The organism is Parasphingopyxis sp. (genome assembly GCF_028279465.1).
Classification (GTDB): Bacteria; Pseudomonadota; Alphaproteobacteria; order Sphingomonadales; family Sphingomonadaceae; genus Parasphingopyxis.
Genome location: NZ_JANQNS010000009.1, coordinates 46946 through 71953, shown reverse-complemented (window position 1 = coordinate 71953; position 25008 = coordinate 46946). Strand labels below are relative to the sequence as shown.

The window sequence follows — 25008 nt, the reverse complement described above, 5'->3', positions numbered from 1 at the left end:
CGCACCATGTCGCAAACCGCCCTAGGGGAAGCGCGGTTGCTCCGCGGCTCGGAACCGCGCGATCCCTTCCCTTTTCCGCGGCTTGCCGCTATGGCGGCGCGGATTTTTGGCACTATATGGACGATTATGGCTAAAGAAGAACTGCTCGAGATGCGCGGACATGTGATGGAATTGCTTCCGAATGCAATGTTCCGTGTCAAACTCGAAAATGATCATGAGATACTCGGCCACACGGCCGGCAAGATGCGCAAGAACCGCATCCGCGTGCTCGTCGGCGACGAAGTGCTTGTCGAGCTGACGCCCTACGACCTCACCAAGGGCCGTATCACCTATCGCTTCAAATAAGCAGGCCGCGCGCCCGTGCGCCCGAAACGATTAGTCCTCGCCTCGGCCAGCCCGCGCCGGAAGGCATTGCTTGCGCGCATCGGCGTCGAGCCCGATGCGATTGACCCCGCCGATATCGACGAGACGCCGCACGCCGGAGAGCTGCCGCGCGACTATGCGATGCGGATGGCGGCGGAGAAGGCGGCGGCCGTTGCGCCGCACCATGCCGGATCGCTCGTGCTGGCCGCCGATACCGTCGTAGCAGCGGGCCGGCGGATATTGCCGAAAACAGAAGAGGAAGATGCGGCGCGCGATTGTCTGACCCTGTTGAGCGGGCGGCGACATCGCGTGCTGTCTGCGGTGACTGTGATCGATGCGGAAAGCCGTGCGTGCCACAAACTCTCGACGACCATCGTCACCTTCAAACGGCTGACCGAACGCGAAGTCACAGCCTATCTCGCGCGCGGCGAATGGCGCGGCAAGGCGGGCGGCTATGCGATCCAAGGTTTTGCCGAAAGCTGGGTCCGCTTCCTGTCGGGCAGCCATTCCGGGGTGATCGGCCTGCCGCTCTACGAAACCCGAACGCTGCTCGAAAGCGCGGGATATCCCCTTGGCTGAATGGCTTTATGAGGATGGCATTGGCGAGACGCGCGCGGCGCTGGTCGACGGCGATGCGATCCTCGAAGCCCGTATCGGGCCCGATGACGCGGGAGTGCAGCCCGGTGTAGTTTGCGAGGCGCGGCTGATCGAGATCCTGCCGGGCCGCCGCGCCGGGCGCCTCGAACTGGAAAATGGCGAAGATGCGCTGATGGAGCCGCTACCCGCCGATCCGACGGAGGGCCAAGCGCTACTCGTCGAGATCGTCCGCAGCGCGATCCCCGAGCCGGGCAAGCGCAAGATCGCGCGGGCGCGGATGGCGGCCAAAGGACGAACGGCATCGCCTGCGCCAAGCCTGCTCGACGGGCTAAAGGCGAGCGGCCTACCGGTCCGCACGCTTGCCAACCACGAACCCGATGCGCTGGAAGCGGCAGGATGGTCGGAACTCATTGAACAGGCGGCGACGGGTGCGGTGCCTTTTCCAGGCGGAGCGCTGCGCATCGCCCTGACACCGGCGATGACCGTGGCCGATGTCGACGGCACGCTACCGCCCGCCGAACTGGCACAGGCCGGAGCCCGGGCGACGGGTGAAGCGATCCGGCGGCTCGATATCGGCGGATCGATCGTCATCGATCTGCCGAGCCTGTCGGCCAAGGCCGAACGGCAAGCGGCCGCGGAAGCGCTCGACGCCGTACTGCCCCAGCCTTTCGAGCGGACATCGGTCAACGGCTTCGGGCTGCTTCAGGTCGTCCGCAAGCGCGTCCGCCCGTCGCTCCTTGAATATGCGCAATATGAATGCGCGGCGAGCGCGGCCCGGGCGCTGCTTCGCAGGGCGGAACGCGCCAGCGGTTCGGGTACCATAACGCTGAGCGCCCACCCCGCCGTCATCGCGCAGATCAAGGCCCATCCCGACTGGCGCACCGCGCTCGAACGCCGCATCGGCGCGGACGTCCTGCTCGCCGCCGATCCCGCGCTCGGCCTGTGGGGCGGACATGCGAGTGCAGCCCACCCGGCCTGATATTTGCGTACGACGCAGAATGTGCCAACGTCGCCCAAAGAGAGGGAAAGGGGAAAGGGGAGAGAGCAGAATGCTGACCAAGGGCGACGATTTCCCGCTGCACCAGACGCCAGAGCCGATGGCCGTTTCTGGCACCGACCGGAATTTCTACGACCGCTATTTCTTCAACGGCTATAGCGCGGACGGCAGCCTGTTCTTCGCTGCCGCGATGGGCCTTTATCCGCAACTCGATATCATCGATGCGAGCTTTTGCCTGCTGATCGACGGCGTGCAGTATAATGTCCGTGCCTCACGCAGGATGGGGTCGGAGCGGCTCGATCTCGAAGTCGGCCCGATCCGTATCGAGATCGTCGAGGCGCTGGAAAAGCTGCGCCTCACCGTTTCGGACAATGACAGCCCGGTCACCGCCGATATCACCTTCACTGCACGCCACGCGCCGATCGAAGAACCGCGTTTCACGCGCCGCAACGGCCCGCGCATGTTCATGGACTATACGCGCATGACGCAGAGCGGCAGCTGGTCCGGCACGATCACCCATGACGGGCAGGATCATGCGCTTGCCGGCGATACGCACTTCGGCACGCGGGACCGGAGCTGGGGCATCCGCCCGGTCGGCGCCCCTGAATCCCAGCCGCCACCCAGCGGGAGCCTGCCGCAATTCTACTGGCTCTGGGCGCCGCTGAACTTCCCCGATCACGCGACCTTCTTTCACACCAATGACGACGCCGAAGGCGCGGGATGGAACCGGCGCGCCGTAATCGATGCGCTGGATGGCGCGCCGGTCGATCACGACCGCATCGATTATGCGGTGCGCTATGCGGACGGCACGCGCCGGGTCGCGTCGCTCGACGTTGCGCTCGATCCGGCCGGCGATGCGCGGCTTCTGATTGAACCGGTGGGCCCCGATTTCCATATGTCGGGCCTCGGCTACACTCACCCGATCTGGGGCCATGGGATGGACCATGGTGATATCGAGACCGCCTATGACACGATCGAAGCGGGCGCGAACCCGCACGAGCAGCTCCACTGGCATATCCAGGCCTTTTCGCGCGCCACACTGACACTCGGCGGCGAAGAGCATCATGGTCATGGCGTGCTCGAGCAATTGCTGATCGGGCCGCATGCGCCGAGCGGCTTTACCGGCCTGCTGGATCCTGCTGTCTGATATGTCCGTCATTCCGACCCGACCCGAACAGTTCACGACCGCCTGGCTCGAGGAGAAAATCGGCGCGCCGACCGGCTCGCTAACCGGCTTCGCGCACCAGACGATCGGCACCGGCCAGATGTGCGACAGCTTTCGCCTGACGCTGGACTGGGACGGGCATGACGGCCCGGACCGCATCGTCGCCAAATGCCCGAGCACCAACCCAGAAAGTCGGCATATCGCCAAGACGCTGCGCAACTACACGCTCGAAATCAGTTGGTACCGCGATCTGGCCGACGAGATCCCGGTCGCCTGTCCGCCCTGCTATCATGCCGAGATCGCCGATGATGATGTCGATTTCGCGCTGCTGCTCGGCGATATGAGCCCAGCCCAGCAGGGCGATCAACTCGAAGGCGCCGATATTCCGATGATCGAAGCGGCAATTGCAGAGGCGGCTAAGCTTCATGCGCCGCTCTGGGATTCGCCGCGGCATGCCGATTATGCATGGCTAGGCTTTGGCGCCACGAACAAAGAGCTGGTCCGCACGCTTCTCCCCGGCCTCTATCAGGGTTTCAAGGAACGGTACCGCGAACGGCTCGGCGCGGACATCTTCGCAATGGGCGATGCCTTCATCGCGCGCCTCGACGATTATCTCGACCAGCCGCTCGCCGCGCCGACCATTGTCCATGGCGATTTCCGCATCGACAATATCCTCTTTCACCCGGAAACCGGCGCGGCGACGGTCGTCGACTGGCAAACCGTCGGACTCGGCTCCGGGCCGACCGACATCGCCTATCTGATCGGCACCAGCATCGCCGACCCGGAAGTGCGCAAGGCCGAGGAGTTTCGGTTACTCGATGACTATGCCGCGCAGCTGCGCGCGCAGGGCGTGGAGATCACGGACGAAGACTGCCGCATGGCCTATCGCCGCGGCAGCTTTTCCGGCTTTGTCATGGCGATCTTCGCCTCGATGAATGTCGAGCGCACCGAACGCGGCGACGAGATGTTTGCTGTCATGGCCGAACGCCCGGCGCAGCAGATATTGGATCTAAATGGTCTCGGATCATTTTGAGTATCTGATCCTGACTTGCCAACACGCTCGTACCTCCCATATCGCATCGAGGATGACACAGCCCGCCCGCTCCAAAAGCTGTCCCGTGTGCGGCAAGCCGCAGACCATGGAGTATAAGCCGTTTTGCAGCGAGGGCTGCCGCAATCGCGATCTCTTGCAATGGCTGGGAGACGGCTATCGCGTGCCCGGTCCGCCCGCCGATCCGGACGCTATCGCGGCCCGCACAAACGGGCTGGACAGCGACGGCTGACCCGGCCTATAGGCGCTGTTCCCGCACGATCTTGCGGCGATGCCCGGGTAGCTCAGTTGGTAGAGCATGCGACTGAAAATCGCAGTGTCGGCAGTTCGATTCTGTCCCCGGGCACCATTTTTTCGAAAATGCATCGAAAACCTTACACCAGTCACAACCGCCCGCGCGCAGGCTTCAAGTCAACATGAATTGAGCGATTCTTGTGCCTGCGCATAAGCAAAATTGCGATCGAAATCACTTAGTCCCCATCGCCTATCGAGCGTATCGAATTGTTCGATCGCCCTGCGCCAATATCGACAGGCATCGCTGACTCGCCCGGAGCGACTGTATATGTCGCCAAGATCTTTGAGCTGGATTGCGACATCCCGGAAGAAGCCGACTTGGTCTGGATGCTGGCTTGCGAGCCGCTGACGAATGTCCAGAGCCGCGCGGCCACCCTCGATCGCCTGCTCATAGTCACCCGCCGACGCTAACGTCAGCGCACGCGTTCCGCCGGCAACCGCGAGCAGTCTAAGACTGCCCATATCTTCCGGGTCTGCCGCGACAAGCCGCTGCATGATCGCATGAGCGCGGTTAAGTGCCGGCAGCGCTTCGGCTGTACGCTCCAGATCGTTCAGCGTTCCACCGCGCACAAATTCCACGCCGGCCAAGTCCCGATCGAGCCCAGGTGAAACCATGTCGCGTTCCTGTGCATCGATGAGCAATTGCGCCGCAGTTTCTGTCTGCCGGACCGTTTCCTCGAAATCTTCCTGCGCGTAAAATGCCCGCGATTTCAGGAAATAGGCGCGGGCCTCTGCGCGAACCGCATCTTCCGTCTGCCGGAAATCGGCGCTCATCCCCTCGATCTCCGCGAGCGCGCGATCGTAACGCGCGAGTGCGTCATCCGGCCGTTCCAGCCAGTGCAGATTCTCGCCTTCGAGAACAAAGGCCTGCGCCCGCAGCAGAACGCACTGATCCCGGTCTTCGCATGCACGATCCAGGATCGGGCCGATGGATTGGGCAAACGCCATCCCGCGCTCATACTCACTCGTGATATGCACCATTGCAAGCGAACGCCGATACCGCAAATTGGCGAGCGCCAGCGCGACATCCTCATTCGTCGGATACGCCTCGTACAGAGCCGTTAGAATCTCGTCCGCGCGCTCATAGTTCGCCAGCGCTTCATCGCGTAGGCCCAAATTGCCGCCGCCTGCCCCGCCCATCACGTCCGCAAGCCTCGTATAGCCGCGTCCGGCCTCGAGCCGCACATCGACCGGTGCATCGGGGTCGGCGGCCAGCGCATCGAGATAGCGTTGCCCGGTGGCGGCGAGCATCCGCCGGGTTTCCGTCGTGCCTGGTACGGATTCGGCGGAATCGTAGATATCGAAAAGCAGCGTATTCGCCATTTCACGCACTTCGCCGAAGCGCGCTTCGGCTTCAGCCTGTGCGGTGCGGGCCTGGCCGAACCCGATCAGCGAGACCGTCAGACCGCCGACCAGCAGAAGAACAATCGCGGCAATCGCGGCAACGGCAAATTTCTGCCGGCTGACAAATTTGCGCAACACATATGCCCGGCCACCGCCCCTTGCCGCCACGGCGCGCCCGGAGCGGAAGCGCTGGACATCGTCCAACAGCGCGTCGGTCGAAAGATAGCGACTGTCAGGTTCGTCGGCGGTCGCTTTTGCGACGATGGCCGCGATATCGCCATCACCCATCCATCGCACGACAAGAAGTTTGAGCAGTTTCCCGAGCGAATAGATATCGGTCAGCGTTGATGTCGGCGCACCGGCGATACGCTCAGGTGCCGCGAAACCGGGGGTGAGGCTTAAGCCCGTCAGCGATCCCTTGCTGTTGCCGCCCTGCCCGTCCTCCAACTCGGGCGGTTTGGCGATACCGAAATCGATGAGCTTGGCCTGACCCTCGGGCGTGACGAGAACGTTCGACGGCGTCAGATCCCGGTGTACGATCAGATTTTGATGCGCAAAGCGCACGGCCTCGCAGACGGTCTCGAATAGTGCCATACGCGCGTCGAGATCGAGCCTTTCGCTATCGGCCCATTTCACGATGGGCATGCCCTCGATATATTCCATGATGATATAGGGATTGCCGTCGTCCGACGTCCCGCCATCGTAAAGGCGCGCGATATGGGGATGTGATAGCCCGGCGAGAATCTGGCGTTCGCGCTCGAACCGTTCGATCAGCGCCGGTGTCAGCGCTCCCGGCCGGATGAGCTTGATCGCGACCTCATGGTCGAAATCCCCGGCATCGCGCCGCCCGCGGAATACCGCGCCCATACCGCCCTCACCGATAAGTCCCTCAATCGCATAGGCGCCAACGCGTTCAGGCGGATCGTCAGCATCGGACATGGTACCCATACCGCCCGTTTCGATCAGACCGTCCGCGACGCCCGCCGATTCCAGCAGTTTGCGCAACCGTGCCTCGACCTTGGGGTCTTCCGGCCGGTTGTCGGTAAGCCATGCCTCACGTTCGCTTTCCGGCACGATCAGTATTTGTTCCAGTAGGGCGAGAGCCTGTTTCTCGATCGCTATGTCGTCAGCCGACATTGCCATTCCCCAGCGCGTCCGCCAGCCAAACGCGCGCCGCCGCCCAGCGCCGCTTTACAGTGGGTTCGGAAAGGCCGGTCACCGTAGCGACATCGGCAATCGACATGCCGCCGAAGAAGCGCATCTCAACAATATCCGCATTTTCGCGATCGATAGCGGAGAGCCGTAGTAGGGCATGGTGCAAAGCCTGTAGATCCATGCGCTGGCCGTTATGCAGGCCCGTCATGAGGGTAACCCTCCGATGCCGGCGTTTGTCGGCATTTTTCGCGCGAATATGATCGATGAGCACGCGCCGCATGAGACGGGACGAGAGCGCGAGGAAGTGCGCACGATCCTGCCAGTCGAGCTGTTCGCTGTTAATGATCCGGATGATCGATTCATGTACGAGGTCGCCGGGCGCCAGCGATATCTGGTTTTCGTGCGCGAGCAGCCCGGCGGCTTTTTTCTGAAGACGCGGATAGAACAGGCGGATGAGCGCTTCCTGGGCGTCTTCGTCGCCATTGCGCCATTGGCGCAGCAGCTGCGTCGCCGGTGCGTCCGCTTCCTCGCCCATGCCACGCGTCCCCCAACGCCGAATGACCACCGAACACGATCATTGCCCGGCAGCCCTGAGGTTGTCCAGTTTCACTGTATCGCAGTGATCTCCCCGCACTGCCACGCTAGCCATGGCATCCCCTCAATCTCGGCTGCCCCCTTCGCTGGCCTGGTGCCAGACAGCGATGAGGGCCGTTAAATGGGTCTCACCAAGATAAGCGCGGAATTCGAGCAAATCGGATCATATTGCGGGAGCGGAAAACGCCGTGCCAGCACCAAGGCTGCGACCCAGGACTACCCACTTGTTCGCCAGTACGCGCTGAGAACACGTCACGCAGCATCTGCGTCAGATATTTTATGTGTCGGATGTCTTCAACAGAGGTATAGCCCGCAGTTTCTAGATTGCTGAGGTCTACGCGATGTCCGATGGTACCGTCCGATTTGCGCTGGCGCTGCATGGCGGCGCGGGCGCTAAGCTCGGTGCGGATTATGCGCCAGTCGAAGCGCATCTGGCCGAGCTGACTGCCCAAGGGGAGGCGATGTTGCGGGGCGGCCGGACCGGCCTCGATGTCGTCGAATCCATGGTCCGTGAGATGGAGGTTTCGGGGCTCTATGTCGCCGGCAAGGGCTCGGCGCGCAACACATCGGGTGCGGTCGAGCTGGATGCCAGCATCATGGACGGCGCGACACGCAATGCCGGTGCGGTCGCCGCGATCCGCGATGTCGTCAGCCCGGTCGAAGTGGCGCGTGGGGTCATGGAACGGTCGGCCAGCGTCATGCTGGCCGGGGCGGGCGCGAACGCCTTTGCGACACAAGAGGGCTTTGAAACAATCGATGAAGCGGGTGACTATTACGTCCTCCCGGTCGGTGTGAGCGAAGAGGATGTCAGCGTGCGCGATATGGTCCATGGCACGGTTGGCGCGGTCGCGTTGGACATACATGGCAATCTGGCCTCCGCGACATCGACGGGCGGAGTTTTCGGAAAACCTGCAGGGCGCGTGGGCGACACGCCGATTATCGGCGTCGGGACATGGGCCGATCAGGACGTCGCCATCTCCTGCACCGGCACCGGCGAGCATTTTATTCGCGCGGGCGGCGCGCTAACTGCGGCGAACCGGTTCAAGCTTGCCGGCGATACGTTGGAACAAGCGCTCTGGGCGATGCTGGATGATGTCGAAAGCCTGGGCGGCGATGGCGGCGCGATCGCGGTGTTGCGCAGCGGCGAGATTGCCATGCTCTATAACTCGGACGGTATGAAGCGAGCAGCGGTATCGGATGACATGCAGATGATGACGGCGGTTTTCGAACCCTGCCGCTAGCCTAGTGTTGGGCCGCGCGGATCAGTTCGAACACCTCGTCGCGATCCGCCAGCGCCAGCAGCAGCCCGACATCGCCCTCCCCGATCGCATCAAGAATATATCGCGCGCCTTCGGCCGAGGACCCGACATGGACGATCCGGTCTTTCCCGATGCCCGAGTCGACGCAAGCCGCTTCGATCAGCGCCGGAACCTCGCCGGGCTCGCGACCACGCAGATAGTCCGACAGTTCCACGATCACGGCCTGATCGGGCCCGAAGCCGATCGCACCGCGCGTCAATTCGCCGATTTCGGCATCGGACCGATCGCCGGCCTGGCAGATCATCAGATATTTGCGGTTGGCCGAGAGATTATCGAGCAGGCTCGACATGGCCCCAATCGCATGCGGATTATGCGCGAAATCGACGAATAGCCGCGCGTCTTTCACGTCGAATTCATTGCACCGGCCGGGATTATCGTCCGGCGAGGCCGTGAATGTGGTCAGGCCCTTCTCGATTGCGGCATTGTCGATGCCCATCGCCTTGGCGAGGCCCATCGCGCCCATTGCATTCTGCACGTTGAACGCCGCCGCGCCATCCATGGTGATCGGGATATCGGCGACAGCTATCCGCAAGGCGATATCGGTGCCGTCGAAATAGCGGATGGCCTCCGCCTCATACCAGCAGCAGGGCGCGCCCTTCTCCCACGCCGCCACGATCTTCAGATTATCCGGCGAGAGCGCAAACCAGCATTTGGTCTTGTCGAACTTCTCGCCATTCTCGACCACGAGCGGGTCGTCGGCATTCAGCACGAGCACACCGTCCTTCGAAACGGCACGCGCGACGGCGAACTTGGCCTGGGCCAGCGCTTCGACCGTATTCACGCCATATTGGCCGAGATGGTCGTTGGCGATGTTGGTCACGAGCGCCGTGCGCGCCTGAAAGAGCGGCAGACCCCGACGCAAAATGCCGCCACGTGCAGTTTCCAAAAACGCGATTTCCAGCCGCTTGTCGCGCAGCAGCATACGCGCGCCGCCCGGCCCGGAATAATCGCCATAATCGAGGATATCGTCGCCAAGCTTCACATAGTCGGTGGAGGTCGACCCCGCGACGAGGCCCGCCGCCTCGCCGATTGCCGCGCTCAGCCGCACGCTCGTCGACTTGCCGTTGGTGCCCGTAATCAACGCGACCGGCAGATTGTGCAACGAACCCCAGTCGACTGCGTCGGGATCGGGCAGTTCACCCACACCCCAGACGACAGACCCCGTGCCATGGCCGAGCGAAACATGATCGTCGTCGCTTAGAAAATCGATGCCGCACTCCGTTGCTGCGCGCTCCAGGGCGATCAGCGGGGGGTTGCGCTCCATCGCGATGACCGTTTCGAGATCGGCAATCATGCTCTCGAAATCGTCCGGCGCCTCGCCGAGCAATGCGTTCGCCGTGAAATGCCAGGCCGTCTCGATCGCGAACACGGCGCTGTAGAGCAGGTCCGCCGGGGCAGAGATCATCAGCGTCACGCCATTTTCGAAGATCCGCGAGATGCGCCGGCTGCCCGTCCAGCCCAGCGCATCGAGCACGCGCTGCATATCGGATTCCCAGGCGGCGACCACCGCCGCCTTGTCAAACCCCTCGACGAGAATATCGAGCAGCGCCCCGCGCCGGTCCCAAATCATGCCCGGCCCGGTAATCCGCCGGCTTTCCTCGAGGATCAGCCGGTCCGACTCCGGTATCGGTATCTCAAGATAGGTTTCGATCGTCTCGATGTCGGCGCGCGTATTCTCCGCCACCTCAGTCGCCATCCTCGTCTTCGTTGCGCGCCAGCCGGACGCCCCGATCGTCGCTGACAAGCAGATCATCGAAATCGATCAGCTCTTCCAGAGCAGCCGCCGTCTTTTTCGACTTTTCCGGTTGTCTGGCTTCGAAGACCGGCTCCTTATCCTTGCCAAAGCGGACGATCTGCTTCCAGGAGCGCGTGACATTGTCGCCGATGACAAGCAGCAGGTCACCCTCCTCGGACGTTTCGAGACCATGTGCGACGGCCTCCTGCTCGTCCGGAATGATCGTAATCGCATCCTCGGCCACGCCGTGACCGAGGAGTTGCGCCCTCATCATGTCCGGAATCTCGGTTTCGCCCCGCCCGCGCCGGTTATCGTCGGCCTTCAGGATATAGCGGTCATAATGACCGGCCAGTATCTCGCAGGCTTCGGTAACGTCTTCGTCGCGCCGGTCACCGGGGCAAGAGACGACGATGGTTTTTCTGTGATGCGTGTCGAGCTTGTCGACCAGGCCGGTGATCTCCTCGAACGCCGCGGCGTTATGGGCATAGTCGAGAACCACGCGGAACGGCAGCTTTTCGAAGACGTTCATCCGCCCCGGCGCTTGCGAGAAGGTGGTATTAAAGCTCTTCATCGCCAGCTCGATCTGCTCGACATCGACACCGAAGCTATAGGCCATGGCAATCGCGAACATGGCGTTCTCGACATTGTGCATCGCCTTGCCCTCGACCGTCGCCGGGATCAGATGGGTCCAGATGACCGGAAGGTGCGTGCAATTGTCGTAGATGGCGATCATGTCGCCATTCATGCCTTTTTCAAGCACCACGGCTTTGCCATGCGCATCGATATGCTGTTTCACGAGCGCATGTTCGCGGTTCATCGTGACGTAGAGAATATGCTCGGCGTCGCAATAATCGGCCATGAGCAGGCAGTTCTTGTCATCGGCGTTGAGCACGACCGTGTCCGTCGCCGATTCTGGCACGATCCGCTTGATCCGCGCTAGCTGCTCGATCGTGTCGATCCCGCCCAGGCCGAGATGATCCGATGAGACGTTGAGGCATGCCCCGACATTGCAATTCTGGAAGCCAAGCCCGCTGCGCACAATGCCACCCCGCGCGGTCTCAAGCACCGCGAAATCGACCGTCGGGTTACGGAGCACCATCTGCGCGGATTGCGGCCCGGTGGTGTCCCCCTTCATGATCTGCTTGCCATCGACATAGACGCCATCGCTTGTCGTGAGGCCAACGGTATGGCCGCAATTCTTCATGATATGGGCGAGCATGCGCGCGGTCGTCGTCTTGCCGTTGGTCCCGGTGATCGCGGCGATCGGGATCTGGCGCGGCCGATCCGGCGGGAAGAGCATGTCGAGCACCTTGCCTGCCACATCGCGCGATTCGCCCTCGCTCGGCGCGACATGCATGCGGAAGCCGGGCGCGGCATTCACCTCCACGATCGCGCCGCCGATAGCCTTGTAGGATTTGGAAATATCGTCGGTCAGGAAATCGACGCCGCCGACATCGAGGCCGACCGCGCCGACGGCACGGATCGCCATGTCGCGATTGTCGGGATGGACGACATCGGTCAGGTCGATCGCCGTGCCGCCCGTCGACAAATTGGCCGTGTCGCGCAGATAGAAGGTCTCGCCTTCCGGGAGGACGGTTTCAGCCGTATGGCCGGCATTTTTCATGAGCCGCATCGCCTGATGATCGAGCTCAAGCTTGGTCAGCACCTTCTCATGGCCGACGCCGCGCCGTGGGTCCTCGTTCACCTTCTCGATCAGCGCTTCGATCGTCGACTTGCCGTCGCCGACGACATGGCCGGGCACGCGCTTGGCGACCGCGACCAGTTCGTCGCCGACCACCAGCATGCGATGATCGAAACCCGTGATATAGCTTTCGACGAGCACCGCGGCGCTCGTGCCCGCCTCCTGCGCGACATCGAAGGCCGCGGCAACGTCCGTCTTGTTGTCGAGATTGATCGAGACGCCGCGGCCATGATTGGCGTTGAGCGGTTTCACCACGACCGGATAGCCGATCTTGCGCGCGGCGCGCACCGCCTCGCGAGGGCCATAGACCATATATTGCTTGGGCACGGGCAGGCCGAGATCGTTGAGCAGATGGTGCGTGTCTTCCTTGTCGCAACTGATCTCCACCGCGATATGTTTGGTCTCGCTGGTGATCGTCGCCTGAATACGCTGCTGATGCTTGCCATGGCCGAACTGGACAAGGCTGTGCTTGTTAAGCCGGAGCCAGGGCACGTCGCGTTCTTCGGCCGCCGCGACGAGCGATGCGGTACTCGGCCCGAAGGCATGACGCTGCGCGTGTTTGATGAAACTTCGCAGCTCCTCGTCCCAATCGAAATCGGGATCAAGTTCGTAATCGAGCTGCTGCTGCACCTCTTCGGGCATCAGATGAATGAGCAGCTTGATCGCCAACTTCCCAGCGGCCAGCCCGACATCGCGGTGAATATAGGCATAGACCAGATTATAATGGCCAACCTCGCCGGCTGACCGCGTCCGGCCGAAACTCACTTCGTTGCCGGCCACGCATTGCAGCTCGAGCGCGACATGCTCGGCGATATGCGCGATCCAGGTGCCCTCATCCTCGCGCATACGGCGAACGAAACCGCCGGGCGTGCGATAAGAGCAGCCATGCTCCTCAATCCCGGGCAGCGCCGCGATCAGGCCATCGATGAAGTCTTTTCCGAGCCGCGCCGACGGCCATTCCTCAAGGATGCCAATATCCACGACATGCCGGATGACGCGAAAACTCGCATATTGGTTGGGGCCGACATAGAGGTTGGTGCTCAGTATCTTGATGGTCCGTCCCCTTGCTAACCTGTCTGGCTTCTACGCGCCGATACGCATGATTGCCCTATCCTTCGCCCGGTGCAAAGGCCTTGCGGGCGTTCAGGTCATAGCGGCAGCCCTCATGCAGGATATCCAGTTTGAGCCCCAGCATGCCCAGCCCCTCTTTGCGATTGGCCGCATGGGCCGATGAATATTTCAAGTCCGCGCCGTCAACAATCGTTACCGTGCCGCTGCCCACAATCTCCGCGACGCCATCGGGATCGATAAAGGCGCCGGTATCCTCATCGATACCGATGCCGAGGAGAAACGGATTGAGCGCGATCGCAGAGAGCAGCCGGCCCAAGCGATAGCGTTCGGAAAAATGCTGGTCGATCACGCCGGCGTTGGTGAGCCCCAGACCCGGGGCCAGAACCGCGCCACCTTCCGCCGGTCCGGCATCCGCCTCGCCGCCCGCGATCATATGTTCCGACATGATCGACGCGCCCGCCGAGGTCCCGGCGATCGGCACGCCTTGCGCATTCACCCGGCGCAAAGTTTGCGCGACATCGGTGCCGCCGAGAATGGTAGACAGCCGTAATTGGTTGCCGCCGGTGATGAAGATGCCGGTGGCTTGTTCGCAACTCTCCACATGCGCCGGATCGTTGCAATCCTCGCGCGTGGCGATCGGCATCGAGCGGACGGACGCCGCGCCTAGCCCGTCGAAGAGTTCCTCGTAAAGCGGGCCGGTGCTTTCCAGCGTCGATGCGGTCGGTAGGATCACGATATCGGCCTTGTCGCCGCCGGCGATCTCGACAAAGCGGCTCAATACCGCGGGTTCGAGCCCTCTATCTTCGCCGCCGCCGATGGGAATGATATAGCCGCGACGATCTCCGTCGCTGACGGGCGCTGGACACATGCAAACTTCCTAACTGCGAAATCCTGTTGCGGCGCTGCTCAGCATCGCAAAGGCCGCAGAGTCAACAATTGGCTGCGCGCAGCGGCTGCATAACGACGTCCGCACGAATGACTGTGACCTTGCGGCATCGCCGGATTTTCGCGACAGCATGGGCTTCACATCCTTGCGCCCGGCGGGGATGGGCCGTTTGCGGCCATTCTGTTTGGAAACCCCATTCTGTTCGGAAACCATCGTGTCGCACGCCTCGATCCTTTTCACGCTGTTGAGCTGCCTGTTCTTCATGGCGCTCGTCGGCTGGATCAGCTGGCTGAAGACGCGTGGCACGGCCGATACCAAGGACGGCTATTTCCTCGCGGGACGTGGGCTCGGCGCGACCTTCATCGCCGGTTCGCTGTTGCTGACCAATCTTTCGGCCGAGCAGCTGATCGGCCTTAACGGCTCGGCCTATGGCTTCAATCTGTCGAGCATGGCCTGGGAGGTGACGGCGGCTGTCGCGACCATCGCGATGGCGCTGATCTTCCTGCCGCGCTATCTGGCCGGCGCCTTCACGACGCTGCCGGAATTCCTGAACGACCGGTTCGATCCGACGGTCCGCCGCATGTCGGTCATCCTGTTCATGCTCGGCTATGGCCTCGTGACGATCCCCTCGATCCTCTATTCGGGTTCTGTCGCGGTGCTGCAGCTGTTCGACGTGCCGCGGCTAACCGGCCTCGACTATTTCCCGGCGCTTGTCGCGATGGTGATCGTGATCGGCATTACCGGATCGATCTATGCCGTGTTCGGCGGGCTGCGGGCTGTCGCGGTGTCCGATACGATCAACGGAATCGGGCTGCTGATCGTCGGTATACTCGTGCCGGTGCTCGGCCTGGTCGCGCTGGGCGGCGGCGATTTCGGCGAGGGGCTCAACCGGCTGCTAACCGATCATCCGGAAAAGCTCGACGCGATCGGCGGGCCAGAGGACCCGACCCCGTTCGGCACGATCTTCACCGGGATGATCTTCGCCAACCTCTTCTACTGGTGCACCAATCAGTATGTCATCCAGCGGACGCTCGGCGCCCGGTCGCTCGCCGAGGGGCAGAAGGGCGTACTCTTCTCCGGCTTTTTCAAAGTGCTCGTCCCATTCATGATGATGATCCCGGGAGTCATCGCCTTCCATCTCTACGGGCCCGGCCTCGGCTCCATTGACCAGGCTTATCCCCGGCTAATCCGCGACGTACTGCCCGTCTATTTGAGCGGCTTTTTCCTCGCCGTGCTGCTCGGCGCGGTGTTCAGTTCATTCAATTCGCTGCTCAACAGCGCGGCAACGCTGTTCTCGCTCGATGTCTACGCCCCGGCGCGCGGCGGGAAAGCAAGCGATGGCGAACTCGTCCGCATCGCGAAGATCGCCAGCATCGTCATCGCGTTCTTCTCCTTCGCCGTCGCGCCGCTCCTCTATTTCGCCGAAGAAGGGCTGTGGCAGGTAATCCGCATGTTCACCGGCTTCTACAATATCCCGACCGTCGTCATCGTGATCGTCGGCCTGTTTACGCGGCGCGTCCCCGCGCTTGGCGCCAAGCTCGTGATCGTCTTCCATGTGGTCGCCTATGGCCTGCTGCGTTTTGTTTTCGACGAGACGATCACACTGCATTTCCTGCATCAATATGCGATCCTGTTCGTCATAGAAGTCGTCATCATGCTGGCCTGCGGCGTCTGGCGGCCGCGCGCCAAGGCCTGGTCGTTCACACCGAACAGCCAGGTCGATATGACGCCGTGGCGCTTTGCGAAACCGCTGGCGATTACACTCTTCTCCTGCGTCGTCGCGCTGTATCTGATCTTCTCGCCGATCGGCTTCGCCGCGGGTGCCAGCGCGACAACACTGCTACCGATGCTGCTCGGAATGCTGACACTGGGCAATGTCGCGATGTGGGCCTGGGCGGCGCGGCGCGCGCGGCCTATTTGACGAGCCCTATTGTATGAGCGACGCCAGCACCCGGCGCTTGCCTTCGAAAGGGCGGCGACCGTGCATCACGAGGAAATTATCGACCAGCGCGACATCGCCGGCCTGCCAATCGAGATCGTAGGTCAGTGCGTCGGACAAAGCGATCGCATCGGCCATCTGTGCGGTCGTGATCGGCGTGCCGTCGCCGAAGGTAATCGCCTTGGACGGGTCGTTGCGGCTGTCCGACCAACCCCGAAAGGCCGCGATCAGCTGGTTAAAAAAGGTCCGCCGGCCATCGGGCAGCGTCCGCACGGCGTCGAGCACCGGCGTGGTCGCGCGCAAACTCTCGTCATCCCGCCACTCCCAGTCATAGCCGAGCGCCCGCAGCCGCGCCTCGGCCGCATCGCGATCCTGAGCGCTCAACGTGCTGCGCCAGCTGCGCCCCTGCCCCGATCCGGCGTCATCGTCGCCCGGCATCACATTGGTGTAGCGCACGCCTTTCGCGGCGAAGTCGTCAACGAGATCGGGATCGGCCGCTGCCAGTTCGTCTAGCAGGATGTCCGAGCGACAGAGCGGCGTCGCACCGCCGCCGCCCGGCGCAATCTCGCAATAGAAGAAGAGCTTGCTCGGATAGACGGGCGTCTGCGCCATCTCGTGATGTAGGTAGATGCTCGTGTCCGGCGGCGCTTCGTTCGCAGTGAATACGCGGTCGGTCACATTGACGCGCACGGCGTTGGAGAGCGATTCCGCATAGGGGAAGTTCGGCTCGCCATAGGCGACAACCGCCGCATCGAAGGCCTGCGCATCCGGCACATCGAATCCGCGAAACAGAACTGCGCCGCTCTCGGCCAGTTGCGCATCGATCGCGATCTTGTCGGCCGCGATATGGGCGGCGAGATCGCCGGAGCCCTTAACGATGGATGGAAACGCGCTGTCGGTCATGGCCACCACCATAGCTAATCGTAGATCGGGTGGAAGCTGTTGAACGCGGCTTCCGTAAACACACCGGGATCGTTGAACCGGCGATTGGCGTTGAGTGCCGAAATCGCCGTCATCTCGTCGTCGCTCAACGCGAAATCCGTTATAGCGAGATTTTCACGCATCCGCTCCGGCTTGCGCGTCTTCGGAATGATCGACGTGCCCCGTTGGATACCCCAGCGCAGCACGATCTGCGCGGGCGTTTTGCCATGCGCCTCGGCCGCCGCGCGGACGACCGGTTCCTCGAGTACGGAGTCACTCGCGCCGGCCATGTCGAGTTCGACATAGGAGAGCGCGCCGAGTGGCGAAAAGGCGGTGACATGGATGCCATAGTCGCCAGCGAGCCGGACGAGCTTCTCTTGCGTCAGATAGGGATGCGCCTCGATCTGCAGCACGCTCGGCGCAATCCGGGCATAACTCATCAGGTCATGAATCAGTGCGCTGTTGTAGTTGCAGACGCCGATATTCCGCACGAGGCCCCTGTCGACGAGCTGCTCCATCGCGCCCCAGGTTTCGTGCAGCGGCACGACAGCGCGGCGCATGACCGGGTTTTCGGCGTCCGGGTCGTGAATCCATTCGGGCGGATAGCGCGTCTCGATCGGAACATATTCGAGTGCGATCGGGAAATGGATCAGATAGAGGTCCAGATAGTCGAGCCCGAGATCGGCGAGCGATTTGCGGCAGGCCAGTTCGACATGCTCGGGCGCGTGAAAAGTGTTCCAGAGTTTCGAGGTGATCCAGAGCTCGTCGCGCGCCACCAGACCCTGATCGATGGCGCTGGCTAAACCCTTCCCGACCGCTGCTTCGTTGCCATAATCCGCCGCGCAATCGAAATGGCGATACCCGGCCCGGATCGCTTCGAGCACGGTCTCCTCGCAATCCCCCGGCGGGACTTTCCAGAGGCCGAAGCCGATCTGCGGCATGGTGTCGAGCGGCATGGGTTCAGTCTCCGAAATTGAGGGCTACAGGCTGGCCGGTGGCGATGGATTCCTGCGCGGCCGCGCCCATCTGCACCGAACGTAGCCCGTCCAGCGCCGTGACCGTCGCCGGGCTGCCCGCGCATAGCGCCGCGTGGAAATCGCGCAGCTGAAAATAGGTCGCGCCATGATGATAGCCGGCCGCCAGCGCATCGGGCGGCGTTGCCACGGCTTCCACAACCGGCCCGCTGCGATCGCGCGGCGACCAGGTCACTTCGGCAGCCGGGATTTTCACCTCCAGCTTGCCGGCCGGGCCAAGCGCATAGATATCCTCCTGCTGCTCGGAGCCTTCGGCGAACATGCACAGATCGAGTATCGCGCGCGCGCCGCCAGCGAAATCGACGATCACATAGGCGTTGTCGAGGATATCCGGCGTTTCGCCGTCATAGCGCTCGTCGAGATGGTTCACATCCTGCGCGCCGCTGGCAAACACGCGCACCGGTTCATCGCCCAGGATATGCCGCATCAGATCGAAAAAATGGCAGCATTTCTCGACCAAAGTGCCGCCCGTGTTACGATTGAAGCGGTTCCAGTCGCCGATCTTGGGCAGAAACGGAAAGCGGTGCTCGCGGATCGAAAGCATCTTTACCGGCCCGGTTTCGCCCGTCTTCACGCGCTCGATAAAGCGCGTCACCGGCGGCATGTAGCGATATTCGAGGCCGACCCAGAACAGCGGATTATAGTCGCGCTGCAGCGCCGCCAGCGCTTCGGCATCGGCAACGGTCGTACACATCGGCTTTTCGAGCAGGATCGCCGAGCCATGGTCCATCACCTGCTGCACAACGGCGAAATGGGTGTGATTGGGCGAGGCGATAATCACGGCGTCGGGCTCTTCCGCCGCCAACATCGCGGAAACGTCGGCATAGCATGTAATGCTTTGCCCGAGCGTGTCGGCCAGCTGACCCGCATTATCGCGTGACCAGGGCTCCGGATCGGCAATCGCAACGAGATCGGCCCCGGGTACGAGCGCGAGATTCTGCATATGCTCGCAGCCCATCATCCCACATCCGATGATCGCATAGGTTCGTTCCGCCGCCACGCCGCGCTTGTGTGTCGGGGCAGGAAAAAACACAAGATCGGACTGTACGGGGCCACCGCGTTCGAAAACTTCGCGCGGCGGGCTTGCAGCGAACGGCGAGAGGCGCAACTGTCAACTGACCTCAATTACAGACTGGGAGCCCTGCATTGGCCGAGGACAAGCTCGACATACAGCTGGACGATAGCGGATCGAAGGGCCGCTATTTCATGAAGATCGACGGAGTGGGCGAGGAGGCGGAGCTGACCTTTTCGCGCGCATCGGAGACATTGGTCATTGTCGATCATACGGGCGTGCCGGACAGTTTGCGCGACCGGGGCCTCGGCAAGGCGCTCGCCCAACGGGTGGTGGCGGACGCGCGCGCGAAGGGCTTCAAGATCGTCCCGCTCTGCCCCTTCTTCAAAGCGATCGCCCAACGCCATGCGGACTGGCAGGACGTGGTGCAGGGCTGATGGCGGAGGATTTTTCGGCGATCCGTGAGGAAGTCGCGAAACTCTGCGCGCAGTTTCCGGGCAGCTACTGGCAGGAAAAGGACAAGGCGCGCGCCTATCCGGGCGAGTTCGTCGATGCGCTGACCGAAGCCGGCTACCTCGCGGCGCTGATCCCCGAAGACTATGGCGGGGCGGGATTGCCGCTATCGGCCGCAGCGGCGATTCTCGAGGAAATTCAATATCGCGGCTGCAATGGCGGCGCGTGCCATGCGCAAATGTATATCATGGGCACGCTGCTGCGCCACGGGTCGGACGCGCAGAAGGAACAGTATCTGCCGAAGATCGCGAGCGGCGAATTGCGCCTCCAGGCGTTCGGCGTGACCGAGCCGACGAGCGGTACCGATACGCTTTCGCTCAAGACCATCGCGAAGAAGGACGGCGACAGCTACATCGTCAACGGCCAGAAGATCTGGACGAGCCGCGCCGAACATTCGGATCTCATGCTGCTGCTCGCCCGCACGACGCCGCGCGACGCGGTCGAAAAACGCACCGACGGGCTGTCCGTGTTCATTGTCGATATGCGCGAAGCGCTCGGTAACGGCCTGTCCATCAAGCCCATTGATACGATGATGAACCATTCGACTACGGAAGTGTTTTTCGACGATATGCGCGTGCCGGCGGCAAACCTGATCGGCGAAGAGGGCCAGGGCTTTCGCTACATCCTGTCGGGCATGAATGCCGAGCGCATCCTGATCGCCGCCGAATGCATCGGCGATGCACGCTTCTTCCTCGACAAGGCGACGGACTATGCGAAGGAACGGCAGGTATTCGGCCGGCCGATCGGCCAGAATCAGGGCATCCAGTTCCCGCTCGCCAAGGCCTATGCGCAGATGCGCGCGGCAGCGCTGATGGTAGAGGATGCGCTCGCCAAATATGAGGCCGGGGACAATGCCGGGGCGGACGCCAATATGGCGAAGATGCTCGCCGCCGATGCGAGCTGGGCGGCAGGCGAGGCCTGCATCCAGACGTTCGGCGGGTTCGGCTTCGCGGCCGAATATGATGTCGAACGCAAATATCGCGAGACGCGCCTCTATCAGGTCGCGCCAATCTCGACGAACCTTATCCTCTCCTATCTCGCCGAGCATGTGCTGGGCTTGCCCAGGTCCTATTGAGATCAGCCGGGTGCAAAAAAGGCGGACGGCATAGCGCCGCCCGCCTTTGTATCTATGGCGTCCGCTTTTTTTCTTCTAGAAATTAAACCCAGCTTCAACACCGATGATGCGGCGCGGTCCCGGCGAGATGAACGAGCCGCCGAATTCGATCGCGGGAATTACCTCGGCCGGATATTCCTCGTCGAACAGGTTTTCGGCAAAGAACATCAGGCTCCAGCGATCGCTTTGGAAACCCGCACGGAAGTTGAAGACCGAATAACTGTTGCGCTGCGCCGCACTATAATCGGCATCGCCGACGAACGCCGGCAGCATCAGCGCCGAGCCCGGCAACAGGCCCGAGAAGAGCGTCGGCGTCACTTGATCCTGCACAGTATGGAACCAGGTCGGCCCGACGATGCGGTAATCGCCGCGCACGAGCAGATCGAAATCGCGGTGGATCGGCGCGACGACCTGACTGCCGATATTGATCGTATAGTCGGGCGTGTAGGGCGATTCATTGCCTACGGTGTTCGGCCGCGAGCTATTCGCCTTGATCTCGGAGTCGGTCCAGTTGAACGAACCGAAGACGTCCCAGCCGGGCACGATTTCGACATTGGTGTTGAATTCGAGACCGAGCACTTCGACTTCGTCGATGTTCGAGACGACGCGCAACAGGCCGAACGGTCCGACGAAGAATTCGAAGAACTGCATATCGTCGATCTCGGTATAATAACCGGCGAGATCGAAGGTCCACGGGCCCGACGATCCACGAAGACCGACTTCGAACGCGCTCGACCGCTCGCGGTTGAATTGATCCTGGATCAGGATGTTGGTTCCGAGAAACTGGTTGAAATTCTGATCGACAATGGCGGCGGAACCCTGATTGTTGAACCCGCCCGATTTGAAGCCGATGCCCCAGGTCGCGTAGAAATTGATCTCGTCGGTCAGCGCATAGTTAAGGCTGAGGCGCGGCTGGATCTGATCGAAGCTCGCATCCTGCGGCTGGATCGGACCGAAGGCCTGGCCCGGATTGATCGGCCCCCCCGTGATCGGGTCCAGCACGTTCGGCACGAGATTTTCGACGCTGCGTTCCTCGACATCGTAGCGCACCGCCGCGCCCAGAGTCAGCCGACTCGTGACTTCGGCTTCGACCGAGCCGAAAGCGGCGAACACGTCGGTCGAGAAGTCGTCGTGGAAGAGCTGCGATGTCGGGTTGGCGCTGCCGGGCGCGTTGAACAACTGGCGGGTAATGCCCTGGCCGAGATCGGCGCCAAGGCTCACCCCGACCTGCCGGTCGATATGGAGATAATAGGCACCCAGCTGCCAATCGACCGGACCGTCGCTCGACGAAAGCCGGACTTCGACGCTGAAATCTTCCTGATCGCGGATCTGATATTGCGTCCCGTCACAGGTCGTCGGCGAATAGGGGCCGAAGGTCGAGCCGGTTGCGGGCGCGAAGATGAAGGGGATCGGTACTTGGCCGATAAAGCCGGGCTGGTTGACCGGGAAGCCGGTCAGCGCCGCCGTGCTCGCAAAACAGGCATCGGAGACGGCTGTCGATGTCGCGCTGATCGGCACGGGCGATAGCGCCGCTGAGATATAGCGCGCGAAGTCGGCCGACGTGCCGTCTGCGGTCAGGGCGTTTTCGATGTTCGAATAGAGCGCCCAGGCCGTGAGCTGCATATTGCCGAAATCATGTTCGAGCTTGATCGACGCTTCGAGCGTATCCTGCGAGTTGGTGGGCCGGATATTGCTGTAATAGCGATACTCATGATCGTCGACATCGGCGAAAAAGGCCGGGTTCGCGCCGGCGAAATTGGGCAGGTGGAAGGCCGCGTTGAAGTTGATCGATGCCCCGCGCAGCTCGCCATAGCGGATCTTGAAATCGAGCTCCGTATCCGGGCCAAGTTCGGCGATCAGACGGCCATTGACGTTCCACACCTCCTGATCGTCCACGACGTTGCGGTTATTGAGGAAGATGTTCTCGAAAAATCCGTCGGTCGACCGATAGTCAGCGGACAGGACGAAGCCGAGCCCGTCAGTCAGCGGCCCGGCGATATAGCCATTGGCCTCCCATGTATCCTGGCTGCCATAGCTGCCCCGCACGCTGCCCTCGAGCACATCGGACGGGCGGACGGTCGTGATGACGATGGCGCCGGCCGCGGCGTTGCGGCCGTACAGTGCGCCCTGCGGACCTTTGAGGATTTCAACCTGTCGCAGCGTGCCCTGGTCCTGATTGAGCGCGGCCGTATTGGTGCGCAGGATACCGTCGACGACGAGCGCGACGGAGCTTTCCGCGTCCCGCGTCCCGTTGATGCCGCGAATATTGATCTGGCTGTCGCCGGCTTCCGCCGTATTGGTTACGATCGTCACGCCCGGCGTCAGGCCGATAAAGTCCTCGGCGCGGCGGATATTCTGCGTCTGGAGCTGGTCTTCGGTGAACACGGTGATCGACGCCGGGACATCGGACAAGGCTTCATCCTGGCGGCGCGCGGTCACGATGATCGGCGCATTGCCGGTGCTGCTGCTTGCGCCTGCTCCGCCGCCCGTGGTCTGCGCCTGGGCGGAGGTCGCGATGGCCATGCCCGCCGTGGCTGCGAGCAGCGTCGGTGCGATCCGATTGAACATGATAGTCTCCCTGTTCTTTCTTATTCTTGCCGTGTCAGACGAGGACGTTGGCCCCGCTCATATAGACGTACACTTCCTGGAACTTGTCGCCCCGGACGCGCCAGAAATTGGTGTTGTAGAGCCGCGTGACCTCGCCATTTTCGTCGGTCAGGACGGCCTCGAACGAGGCCGCGATCCGGCCGTTCTTCTCATCGACCGTGCAATTGAAATCCTGATGGACGATGGTTTCGTAGCTGCCGAAGAAGGTCTCGAACATTTCGCGGATGCCGGCCTTGCCCTCATGGGTCGTATGGTCGGTCTGAATCGTGAAGAGCGCTGTATCGTGAAAGCAGTCGAGCGTCGCTTCCATATTCTTCGCATCGACATTGCCGAAATAGGTCTTCGTCGCGAGTTCGATCAGCTCGTCGCGGTTTAATGTGCTCGGATATTGCATCGCTTGCGCTCCCCTATTTCAGCAGATTGTCGCCGCTCATGTAGACGAACACGGTCTGGAACTTGTCGCCCTTCAGATAGAAGCGGTTGCAATTCTGGTAGATCAGTTCCTCGCCCAGCTCGTTCGGTTCGATCTCAACGGTGAACTGTGAACAGACGGAATTGGTTTCGGGATCAGCCGTATGGACGAAATTGCCGTGCCAGATGCGACCGTTCGTCGAGAATAGCCCCTCGAACATTGCCCGGATCGCATCGATCCCGTTATGCTTGGTGTCCGATGTCATCTCGTGGAGAACGGCGTCTTCATGGAAACAGTCGAGCACCTGATCCATGCGCTTATTGTCGACGCCATCGAAATAGCGCTTCGTGACGATATCGACATAATAGGGATAGGGATTGCTCATGCCGTTATCTCCGCGTCTTTGGGCACTTCGGGCGTGGGGAAAGCCTTCTTGCTATGCGTCAGGCCAAGCTCGACGAACGTTTCGAGCATCTTGTAGGCGACGACGCCGGGGTTGATCACCGGGATTGGCAGCACGGAATCGAGATGCGCGGCCGACTGGTGCATCGTCGTCGAGCCGAGCACGATCACATCGGCGCGATCCTCCTCGATACAGCGGGTCGCGGCCTCTTCGAGCTTGCCGAAGATCACCTCTTCCTTGCCCGCCAGCAGTTCGGTGACGTCGGGGCGCGTATCGATGGAGCGCATCGAGGCCAGACGCTTTTCGAGGCCATATTCGGTGATCGTCTTTTCGTAGAGCGGGAACCATTCGTCCCACATCGTCAGAATGGAAAACTTTTTGCCCATCATACAGGCGGCGTAAAAGGCGCTCTCGCCGGGCCCGGCGACCGGGATCGACAGGCGCGATCTGAGCGCGCGCAGTCCGGAATCGCTGACCGTGTCGATCAGCACGCCGGCATAGCCCTCTTCTTCCGCCTTGATGCCGGCCTGGAACACCGTCCAGTCCATCAGCAGCATGTCGTGATAACTGTCGCCGAGCGCTGCGCCCCAGCTCACGGCCTCGAACACCGGCTCGAACCCATCGCGGACGAGCGGCGGCGGCAGCTGCTCGGCGCGGTTCGCCACGCCCGCCTCGTCCATCGGTATCGGAACGATGACCTTGATCCGGTGCATAAGCCTCCCTTTGTGTCCCGCTTTGCGCTATTTCGCTTATCGTCTAGGCGGGCAGACCCATTTTGTA

The 25008-nt window shown here is 62.0% G+C and carries 22 protein-coding genes and 1 tRNA gene; 11 read left to right on the top strand and 12 right to left on the bottom strand.

All coding sequences use genetic code 11. The features are described from left to right. The first annotated feature begins 126 nt into the window (after window positions 1–126). From infA to Q0974_RS06170, 7 genes are all read left to right on the top strand, one after another. A complete protein-coding gene (gene infA, locus Q0974_RS06200) occupies window positions 127–345 on the top strand; it encodes a translation initiation factor IF-1 (protein ID WP_299323886.1) in 219 nt (72 codons plus the stop codon). Window positions 346–360: 15 nt separating this feature from the next. Then, window positions 361–942 carry a Maf family nucleotide pyrophosphatase gene (locus Q0974_RS06195; protein WP_299323884.1) on the top strand — a complete coding sequence of 194 codons (582 nt, stop codon included), beginning with the start codon at window positions 361–363 and terminating at the stop codon, window positions 940–942. Then, window positions 935–1939 carry a ribonuclease E/G gene (locus Q0974_RS06190; protein ID WP_299323881.1) on the top strand — a complete coding sequence of 335 codons (1005 nt, stop codon included), beginning with the start codon at window positions 935–937 and terminating at the stop codon, window positions 1937–1939. Before Q0974_RS06195 ends, Q0974_RS06190 begins: the two co-directional genes overlap by 8 nt. Window positions 1940–2009: 70 nt before the next feature. After that, entirely contained in the window at window positions 2010–3104 is a 1095-nt protein-coding gene (locus tag Q0974_RS06185) for a hypothetical protein (protein WP_299323879.1), read from the top strand. 1 nt (window position 3105) lies between these two features. Further along, complete coding sequence (locus tag Q0974_RS06180) at window positions 3106–4155, top strand: phosphotransferase (RefSeq protein WP_299323877.1); 1050 nt, start codon at window positions 3106–3108, stop codon at window positions 4153–4155. A gap of 52 nt (window positions 4156–4207) precedes the next feature. Next, window positions 4208–4405, top strand: coding sequence for a DNA gyrase inhibitor YacG (gene yacG, locus Q0974_RS06175; protein ID WP_299323875.1), 198 nt, complete (start codon window positions 4208–4210; stop codon window positions 4403–4405). 41 nt (window positions 4406–4446) lie between these two features. Further along, window positions 4447–4522 (top strand) — tRNA-Phe (locus Q0974_RS06170). 62 nt (window positions 4523–4584) lie between these two features. Here Q0974_RS06170 and Q0974_RS06165 read toward each other — a convergent pair. Then, window positions 4585–6948 carry a protein kinase gene (locus Q0974_RS06165; protein ID WP_299323873.1) on the bottom strand — a complete coding sequence of 788 codons (2364 nt, stop codon included), beginning with the start codon at window positions 6946–6948 and terminating at the stop codon, window positions 4585–4587. Next, window positions 6938–7501: an ECF-type sigma factor gene (locus Q0974_RS06160; RefSeq protein WP_299323871.1), complete on the bottom strand. Its 564-nt coding sequence runs from the start codon at window positions 7499–7501 to the stop codon at window positions 6938–6940. The genes Q0974_RS06165 and Q0974_RS06160 overlap by 11 nt, the downstream gene beginning before the upstream one ends. A gap of 400 nt (window positions 7502–7901) precedes the next feature. Between Q0974_RS06160 and Q0974_RS06155 the strand changes: the two genes are divergently transcribed. Beyond that, window positions 7902–8801: an isoaspartyl peptidase/L-asparaginase gene (locus Q0974_RS06155; RefSeq protein ID WP_299323868.1), complete on the top strand. Its 900-nt coding sequence runs from the start codon at window positions 7902–7904 to the stop codon at window positions 8799–8801. Window position 8802: 1 nt separating this feature from the next. Here Q0974_RS06155 and Q0974_RS06150 read toward each other — a convergent pair whose 3' ends face one another. The 3 genes from Q0974_RS06150 to Q0974_RS06140 form a co-directional block, all read right to left on the bottom strand. Continuing rightward, window positions 8803–10575 (bottom strand): Mur ligase family protein, encoded by a 1773-nt coding sequence (locus tag Q0974_RS06150; RefSeq protein ID WP_299323866.1) that lies wholly within the window; start codon window positions 10573–10575, stop codon window positions 8803–8805. Beyond that, on the bottom strand, window positions 10565–13360 hold the full coding sequence (cphA, locus tag Q0974_RS06145; protein ID WP_299323965.1) for a cyanophycin synthetase: 2796 nt from the start codon (window positions 13358–13360) through the stop codon (window positions 10565–10567). The genes Q0974_RS06150 and cphA overlap by 11 nt, the downstream gene beginning before the upstream one ends. A 64-nt stretch (window positions 13361–13424) precedes the next feature. Then, a complete protein-coding gene (locus Q0974_RS06140; protein WP_299323863.1) occupies window positions 13425–14255 on the bottom strand; it encodes a cyanophycinase in 831 nt (276 codons plus the stop codon). Between the two features lie 232 nt (window positions 14256–14487). Between Q0974_RS06140 and Q0974_RS06135 the strand changes: the two genes are divergently transcribed. Then, the gene (locus Q0974_RS06135) at window positions 14488–16194 is read left to right on the top strand and encodes a solute:sodium symporter family transporter (RefSeq protein ID WP_299323860.1); all 1707 of its coding nucleotides are present in this window, start codon (window positions 14488–14490) and stop codon (window positions 16192–16194) included. Between the two features lie 6 nt (window positions 16195–16200). On the opposite strand, the gene Q0974_RS06130 is transcribed toward Q0974_RS06135, so the two are convergent. The 3 genes from Q0974_RS06130 to Q0974_RS06120 are packed head-to-tail and all read right to left on the bottom strand — an operon-like array spanning window position 16201 to window position 19167. Then, window positions 16201–17115, bottom strand: a complete 915-nt coding sequence (locus Q0974_RS06130) for a TauD/TfdA family dioxygenase (protein ID WP_299323858.1) — start codon at window positions 17113–17115, stop codon at window positions 16201–16203. A 14-nt stretch (window positions 17116–17129) separates the two neighbouring features. After that, on the bottom strand, window positions 17130–18089 hold the full coding sequence (locus Q0974_RS06125; protein ID WP_299323856.1) for an aldo/keto reductase: 960 nt from the start codon (window positions 18087–18089) through the stop codon (window positions 17130–17132). Between the two features lie 4 nt (window positions 18090–18093). Next, window positions 18094–19167, bottom strand: a complete 1074-nt coding sequence (locus tag Q0974_RS06120) for a Gfo/Idh/MocA family oxidoreductase (protein ID WP_299323854.1) — start codon at window positions 19165–19167, stop codon at window positions 18094–18096. 146 nt (window positions 19168–19313) lie between these two features. Between Q0974_RS06120 and Q0974_RS06115 the strand changes: the two genes are divergently transcribed. After that, entirely contained in the window at window positions 19314–19616 is a 303-nt protein-coding gene (locus Q0974_RS06115) for a GNAT family N-acetyltransferase (RefSeq protein ID WP_299323850.1), read from the top strand. Further along, the gene (locus Q0974_RS06110) at window positions 19616–20767 is read left to right on the top strand and encodes an acyl-CoA dehydrogenase family protein (RefSeq protein WP_299323847.1); all 1152 of its coding nucleotides are present in this window, start codon (window positions 19616–19618) and stop codon (window positions 20765–20767) included. Before Q0974_RS06115 ends, Q0974_RS06110 begins: the two co-directional genes overlap by 1 nt. 75 nt (window positions 20768–20842) lie before the next feature. Here the strand turns inward: Q0974_RS06110 and Q0974_RS06105 are convergent, their stop codons facing one another. The 4 genes from Q0974_RS06105 to Q0974_RS06090 are packed head-to-tail and all read right to left on the bottom strand — an operon-like array spanning window position 20843 to window position 24941. After that, window positions 20843–23374 carry a TonB-dependent receptor gene (locus Q0974_RS06105; RefSeq protein ID WP_299323845.1) on the bottom strand — a complete coding sequence of 844 codons (2532 nt, stop codon included), beginning with the start codon at window positions 23372–23374 and terminating at the stop codon, window positions 20843–20845. Between the two features lie 34 nt (window positions 23375–23408). Beyond that, window positions 23409–23807, bottom strand: coding sequence for a nuclear transport factor 2 family protein (locus tag Q0974_RS06100; protein ID WP_299323842.1), 399 nt, complete (start codon window positions 23805–23807; stop codon window positions 23409–23411). A 13-nt stretch (window positions 23808–23820) separates the two neighbouring features. After that, window positions 23821–24210: a nuclear transport factor 2 family protein gene (locus tag Q0974_RS06095; RefSeq protein WP_299323840.1), complete on the bottom strand. Its 390-nt coding sequence runs from the start codon at window positions 24208–24210 to the stop codon at window positions 23821–23823. Next, window positions 24207–24941, bottom strand: a complete 735-nt coding sequence (locus Q0974_RS06090) for an aspartate/glutamate racemase family protein (RefSeq protein ID WP_299323837.1) — start codon at window positions 24939–24941, stop codon at window positions 24207–24209. The genes Q0974_RS06095 and Q0974_RS06090 overlap by 4 nt, the downstream gene beginning before the upstream one ends. Window positions 24942–25008 lie beyond the last annotated feature (67 nt).

What these genes read in the sequence shown, in the direction of transcription:
- infA (WP_299323886.1), top strand. Translation starts at nt 127, where the DNA reads ATGGCTAAAGAAGAACTGCTCGAGATGCGCGGACATGTGATGGAATTG.
- Q0974_RS06185 (WP_299323879.1), top strand. Translation starts at nt 2,010, where the DNA reads ATGCTGACCAAGGGCGACGATTTCCCGCTGCACCAGACGCCAGAGCCG.
- Q0974_RS06180 (WP_299323877.1), top strand. Translation starts at nt 3,106, where the DNA reads ATGTCCGTCATTCCGACCCGACCCGAACAGTTCACGACCGCCTGGCTC.
- yacG (WP_299323875.1), top strand. Translation starts at nt 4,208, where the DNA reads ATGACACAGCCCGCCCGCTCCAAAAGCTGTCCCGTGTGCGGCAAGCCG.
- Q0974_RS06165 (WP_299323873.1), bottom strand. Translation starts at nt 6,948, where the DNA reads ATGTCGGCTGACGACATAGCGATCGAGAAACAGGCTCTCGCCCTACTG.
- Q0974_RS06160 (WP_299323871.1), bottom strand. Translation starts at nt 7,501, where the DNA reads ATGGGCGAGGAAGCGGACGCACCGGCGACGCAGCTGCTGCGCCAATGG.
- Q0974_RS06155 (WP_299323868.1), top strand. Translation starts at nt 7,902, where the DNA reads ATGTCCGATGGTACCGTCCGATTTGCGCTGGCGCTGCATGGCGGCGCG.
- Q0974_RS06150 (WP_299323866.1), bottom strand. Translation starts at nt 10,575, where the DNA reads ATGGCGACTGAGGTGGCGGAGAATACGCGCGCCGACATCGAGACGATC.
- Q0974_RS06140 (WP_299323863.1), bottom strand. Translation starts at nt 14,255, where the DNA reads ATGTGTCCAGCGCCCGTCAGCGACGGAGATCGTCGCGGCTATATCATT.
- Q0974_RS06130 (WP_299323858.1), bottom strand. Translation starts at nt 17,115, where the DNA reads ATGACCGACAGCGCGTTTCCATCCATCGTTAAGGGCTCCGGCGATCTC.
- Q0974_RS06125 (WP_299323856.1), bottom strand. Translation starts at nt 18,089, where the DNA reads ATGCCGCTCGACACCATGCCGCAGATCGGCTTCGGCCTCTGGAAAGTC.
- Q0974_RS06110 (WP_299323847.1), top strand. Translation starts at nt 19,616, where the DNA reads ATGGCGGAGGATTTTTCGGCGATCCGTGAGGAAGTCGCGAAACTCTGC.
- Q0974_RS06105 (WP_299323845.1), bottom strand. Translation starts at nt 23,374, where the DNA reads ATGTTCAATCGGATCGCACCGACGCTGCTCGCAGCCACGGCGGGCATG.
- Q0974_RS06100 (WP_299323842.1), bottom strand. Translation starts at nt 23,807, where the DNA reads ATGCAATATCCGAGCACATTAAACCGCGACGAGCTGATCGAACTCGCG.
- Q0974_RS06095 (WP_299323840.1), bottom strand. Translation starts at nt 24,210, where the DNA reads ATGAGCAATCCCTATCCCTATTATGTCGATATCGTCACGAAGCGCTAT.
- Q0974_RS06090 (WP_299323837.1), bottom strand. Translation starts at nt 24,941, where the DNA reads ATGCACCGGATCAAGGTCATCGTTCCGATACCGATGGACGAGGCGGGC.